Raw genomic sequence first — 5,008 nt, forward strand, 5'->3', positions numbered from 1 at the left:
CCCGCGGACCGGAGCGCCGGTCCTCGGCCACCTGCGGACCGTCACCGCGCTCGGGGAGACCGCGCTCGGGGCGAATGTCGCCACGACCGCCGCCCTCGTCCTCGGGGAGGAGGCCGAGCGCTGGCTCGACGAGCGCGGCGTCCATGCCCGGCTCGTGCTGGCGGACGGAACCGTTCGTCGGGTCGGGGCTTGGCCGGCGCCCGGTGCCGACGAGGGGGTGGCGGCGTGAACGACGCGATGCTCTGGTTCCTCAACCGCAGCACCGGGTTCGTCCTGCTCGGCGTGCTCACCGCGACCGTGGTCCTCGGGGTCCTCACGGTCCGCGGCCGGGCCGGGTCGCGGGTGCCGGTGTTCGTCTCCCGCGCGCTGCACCGCAACCTCAGCCTCTTCGGCACGGCCCTGCTGGTCGCGCACATCGCGACGGCCGTCGCCGACGAGTTCGTCGACATCCGCTGGTGGCACGCAGTCGTCCCGTGGGGTGCGGCGTACGAGCCGCTCGGAGTGGCGGTCGGGACCCTCGCCACCGACCTGGTCATCGCCGTGATGGTGACGACGGCGGTCCGGGCGCGGCTGGGCCTCGGGGGGTGGCAGCGCGTCCACCAGCTCGCCTACCTGGCGTGGGCGCTCGGCCTCGGGCACGGACTGGTGATCGGGACCGACACCGGCGAGACGTGGGCGCTGGTCGGCTACTCGTCCGCAGTGGGCCTGGTCGCCGCCGCGGTGGTGGCGCGGTCGCTGGCTCCCCACCCGACCGCACGCGAAGCGAGGCCGGCATGACCGCCGTCCTCGGACCGCTCGGCGTCCGCGTCGAGCGGGGCCCCGCCGTCCTCGCGGCCGCCGACGACGGACCGTCGCTGGCCGCGCACCGCGCCACCCACGGGGAGCTGCCCGGGGTCGCGCTCACCCCGCTGCTCGCCGACCTCGAACGCGTCGGCCTGCGGGGGCGGGGCGGGGCGGGCTTCCCGTTCGGCCGCAAGCTGGAGACCGCCGCCAAGGGCCGGGGCCGACCGACGGTCGTGGTCAACCTCAGCGAGGGGGAGCCGGCCAGTGCCAAGGACGCCACGCTCGCGATGGTCGCGCCGCACCTCGTCCTCGACGGGGCCCTGGCCGCGGCCCGGGTGCTCGGAGCGCGCGAGGTCCACGTCGTCGTACCGGAGGCCGACCTGCAGGTGCGCGCTGCGGTCGAGCAAGCCTTGGGGGAGCGCCCGCGCGACAGGGTCCGCCACGTCGTGCACCGCGCCGACGAGTCGTTCGTGGCTGGCCAGGTCAACGCCGTCCTCGAGCTGATGGCGGGCCGCCCCAACCGGCCCGTGACCGCGTGGGAACCGGCGGCCGTCAGTGGCCACCGTGGTCGGCCGACCCTGGTGTCCAACGGCGAGACCTATGCCCAGCTCGGGCTGCTGGTGCTGCGCGGGGTGCGCGACCACCTGTCGCGGGGCACGACGGACGAACCGGGGACCACGCTCCTGACCCTGCACGACGACGGGGGGAAGCGCGTGGTCGAGGTCGCCTTCGGCACGCCGTGGAAGGCGCTGCTGGACCCGGCGTCCCTCGACCGGCCGGTGCTCATCGGCGGCTACCACGGGACCTGGGCGGAGGCCGGCCGGCTGCGGGAGCTGACCGTCTCGCGGAGCGGGCTCGCCGAGGCCGACCTGACGCTCGGCGCGGGGGTGGTCCTGGTTCCCGATGGCTGCCCGCTGTGGTTCGCGCGGTCCGTGACGACGTACCTCGCCGCGCAGTCGGCCGGACGCTGCGGGCCGTGCCGCAACGGTCTGCCGGCGGTGGCTGAGGCCTTCACCCGGGTGGTGGACGGCGTGGGCGGACTGGCCGAGCTCGAGCGGCTCTGCGGCCTGGTCGAGCGGCGCGGGGCCTGCGCGCACCCCGACGGGACGGCGCGGATGGTGCGCTCGGCGCTCGCGCGGTTCCCCGAGGAGGTGCAGCGGCACACCCGCGGCGGCTGCAGCGAAGGCGGGCGACCCCGTGCGTGAGCGCGGCGCGGACCACCAGCTGCGCGTCGACTGGCCCGCCTGCCAGGCGCGAGGCGTCTGCTTCGAGCTGCTCCCCGAGCTGATCGAGCTCGACGACTGGGGCTACCCGGTCGTGGGTGGGCCGGTCACCCCGGAGCTCCTGACCGCTGCCCGAGCCGCGGTCCACGGCTGCCCGCGGATGGCACTGCGACTGCTGCCAGGGTGAGACCTCTGGCGCTGGAGCCCGAAGGGGAGTAAGCCTGGACCTACCGGTGGTGTCGTTCTGGCACTGCCCCGTTCGGAGAGGAGCGGACCGTGTTCGCACGTTCGATCACGTTCCACGGCAGGCCGGAGAAGATCGGGGCAGGCATCGCCTTCATCGAGAACGAGGCCGTGCCCATGCTCGACAGGATCAAGGGCTGTCGCGGCGTCTCGCTGCTGGTCGACCGCGGGAGCGGGCAGTGCATCGCCACCAGCTCGTGGGACAGCGAGGCGGCGATGAACGCCAGCAACGAGCAGACGCGGCCGATCCGCGAGCGCGGCCGCGACATCCTGGGCGGCTCGATGCAGGTCGACCAGTGGGAGATCGCCGTGATGCGGCGCTCCCAGCACGGTGAGACCTGCCGGGTCAGCTGGCTCCAGGGCGACCTCGACACCATGATCGAGACCTTCCGCGTCGGGATCCTCCCGCGACTGGCCCAGACCAGCGGCTTCTGCTGCGCCAGCCTCCTCGTCGACCGCTCGTCGGGCCTCGCGTGCGCGACCTCGGCCTGGGCGACCCGGGGAGCGATGACCGCGAGCCGCGACGTCGTCGGCGAGCTGCGCAACCGGCTGGCCGAGGAGGCCGGCGGCCAGGTCATGGACGTGCACGAGTTCGAGCTGGCCTACGCGCACCTGCACGTCCCGCAGATGGCCTGACGCCGGGGTGACGCAGGGCATAGTGGGATGCCTTCCAATCCTGGAGGGCATCCCCATAGGTTTCCTTGGTGCCCCCGTGGAGCCGTACCGACCTGACCTTCCCCTCCGGCGAGACGACCTGTGCCGCGTGGCTCTACTCGCCCGACGGCGTCCCTGCTGACCGGCCGAGCCCGGTCATCGTGATGGCCCACGGGCTGGGCGGGGTCCGGGAGGAGCGACTCGATGCGTTCGCCGAGCGGTTCGTGAGCGCGGGCTACGCCTGTCTCGTCTTCGACTACCGGACCTTCGGCGCGAGTGCCGGCGAACCCCGGCAGCTGCTCGACATCCGGCGCCAGCGCGAGGACTGGCGGGCCGCGGTCGCGTTCGCCCGGACGCTGGACGTCGTCGATCCGGCACGCGTGGTGCTCTGGGGCACGTCCTTCAGCGGCGGCCACGTGATCGTCACGGCCGCGCAGGACAAGGGTGTCGTCGCCGCGATCTCGCAGTGCCCCTTCACCGACGGCCTCGCGTCCGGCCTGGCGACGGGCCCGGTCACCTCGGCCAAGGTCACCGCGCGGGCGTTGCGCGACGTCGTCGCTGCCCGGTTCGGCCGGGAGCCGGTCCGGATCCCGACCTACGGTCCGCCCGGGTCGACGGCGCTGATGACGGCTCCCGACTGCGTCGCCGGTGTCGAGGCCCTGATGCCGGAGGGTGCGACCGGACCCAAGGAGGTGGCGGCTCGGATCGCCCTCCAGATCCCGCGCAGCTTCCCCGGCCGCCAGGCCAAGAACGTCGACTGCCCGCTCCACGTGGTCGTCTGCGAGCGGGACACGGTCGCCCCCGCGGGGCCGACGCAGCGGTACGCCGCCCGGGCCCCGTACGGCGAGGTCGTGCTCTACGACGCGGGCCACTTCGACATCTACGTCGGGGACTGGTTCGAGCGCAACGTCGCCGCCCAGCTCGACTTCCTCGCCCGCCACGTCCCCGTCGCCTGACGACCACCAGGCAGGTCCGACCCGGTCGCCACCGCCCACCTGTGTCAGCGAGGTCGTCGGCTCGCGGTCACTCGAGGTGATGAGTGGAGAACTGAGCGCGACGGACCGGCATCTCGGCAACGGGACTCCAACCCTGGCCCACCTGGCGGCCGGTCAACGTGACCCAGTCGAGCCGGATCCAGACCTCGTCGTCGCGGTCGACCCAGGAGGGCGGCTTCGGTGCCCGGCGCTCGATGTCGGTGAGATCCTCAGCGCGGACGCGCTCTCCCACCCCACGGGCAACGACGGACCAGCCGTGTCGTCGGTCGTAGTCGGCGTGGTCCACCTCGAAGACCAGCAGTGCTCCGTCGGCGTGCTTGTCCAGCAGCGATCCGACTGCGGTGCGCACCAGGATCGCGTCCCCGGCCGTCGTGTAGTTGACCGGCACGATCTCCGGGCCCGTCGCTCGGTTGAGGACGAGGCGCCCGAGCACGCCGGCCCGGAGCAACCGTTCGCAGGTCTCGTAGGGAAGCTCATGAGAGGTAGCCACGACCTCAGCATGAGGGGAGAGGTGGGGTCGGCCTAGGGTCCAATGTCCTTGGATCCGGGTGAGCGGCGGCCCGTTGATCGCCGTCGCTAGCGTTGAGGTGTGCCCAACCGCCTGGCGTCCGCCACGTCGCCGTACCTCCTCCAGCACGCGGACAACCCCGTCGACTGGTGGGAGTGGAGCCCGGACGCGTTCGCCGAGGCGCGCCGTCGCGACGTCCCGGTGCTGCTGAGCGTGGGTTATGCGGCCTGCCACTGGTGCCACGTGATGGCGCACGAGTCGTTCGAGGACGCGGCGACCGCGGCGTACATGAACGAGCACTACGTCAACGTCAAGGTCGACCGCGAGGAGCGGCCCGACGTCGACGCGGTCTACATGCAGGCCACGACGGCGATGACCGGGCACGGCGGCTGGCCGATGACGGTGGTGATGGACCACGAGGGGGCGCCGTTCTTCGCGGGCACCTACTTCCCGGACCAGCCGCGGCACGGGACGCCGGCGTTCACCCAGGTGCTGCAGGCGATGAGCGAGGCGTGGCACGAGCGCGGTGAGGAGGTACGGCGCGTCGCCGACCAGCTGCGCGAGCACCTCTCGACCGTCGGCGACCTCCCGTCGGGGCCGGG

8 protein-coding genes are annotated in these 5,008 nt (G+C 73.3%); 7 read left to right on the forward strand and 1 reads right to left on the reverse strand.

All coding sequences use genetic code 11. The features are described 5' to 3' along the window. From H0487_RS21735 to H0487_RS21760, 6 genes are all read left to right on the forward strand, one after another. The coding region (locus H0487_RS21735) for an FAD:protein FMN transferase (protein ID WP_183096304.1) at nucleotides 1-229 on the forward strand (229 nt) is incomplete at its 5' end. Further along, nucleotides 226-777 (forward strand): DUF8596 domain-containing protein, encoded by a 552-nt coding sequence (locus H0487_RS21740; protein ID WP_183096305.1) that lies wholly within the window; start codon nucleotides 226-228, stop codon nucleotides 775-777. The genes H0487_RS21735 and H0487_RS21740, both read left to right, overlap by 4 nt. Continuing rightward, entirely contained in the window at nucleotides 774-1,988 is a 1,215-nt protein-coding gene (locus H0487_RS21745; protein WP_183096306.1) for an NADH-ubiquinone oxidoreductase-F iron-sulfur binding region domain-containing protein, read from the forward strand. Before H0487_RS21740 ends, H0487_RS21745 begins: the two co-directional genes overlap by 4 nt. Next, nucleotides 1,981-2,193, forward strand: a complete 213-nt coding sequence (locus H0487_RS21750) for a ferredoxin (protein WP_183096307.1) — start codon at nucleotides 1,981-1,983, stop codon at nucleotides 2,191-2,193. The genes H0487_RS21745 and H0487_RS21750 overlap by 8 nt, the downstream gene beginning before the upstream one ends. Before the next feature lie 89 nt (nucleotides 2,194-2,282). Further along, on the forward strand, nucleotides 2,283-2,885 hold the full coding sequence (locus tag H0487_RS21755; protein ID WP_183096308.1) for a hypothetical protein: 603 nt from the start codon (nucleotides 2,283-2,285) through the stop codon (nucleotides 2,883-2,885). 68 nt (nucleotides 2,886-2,953) lie between these two features. Then, nucleotides 2,954-3,859: an alpha/beta hydrolase gene (locus H0487_RS21760; protein ID WP_183096309.1), complete on the forward strand. Its 906-nt coding sequence runs from the start codon at nucleotides 2,954-2,956 to the stop codon at nucleotides 3,857-3,859. Nucleotides 3,860-3,926: 67 nt separating this feature from the next. Here H0487_RS21760 and H0487_RS21765 read toward each other — a convergent pair whose 3' ends face one another. Then, entirely contained in the window at nucleotides 3,927-4,388 is a 462-nt protein-coding gene (locus H0487_RS21765) for a pyridoxamine 5'-phosphate oxidase family protein (protein ID WP_183096310.1), read from the reverse strand. A gap of 99 nt (nucleotides 4,389-4,487) precedes the next feature. Here H0487_RS21765 and H0487_RS21770 point away from each other — a divergent pair. Then, nucleotides 4,488-5,008: thioredoxin domain-containing protein (locus tag H0487_RS21770; RefSeq protein ID WP_183096311.1), on the forward strand; the 521-nt coding region annotated here is incomplete at its 3' end.

The organism is Nocardioides stalactiti, from assembly GCF_014180715.1.
GTDB lineage: Bacteria > Actinomycetota > Actinomycetes > Propionibacteriales > Nocardioidaceae > Nocardioides > Nocardioides stalactiti.

Bases quoted from the DNA above. Each gene is read 5' to 3' on its own strand.
- H0487_RS21745 (WP_183096306.1), top strand. From the start codon at position 774: ATGACCGCCGTCCTCGGACCGCTCGGCGTCCGCGTCGAGCGGGGCCCC.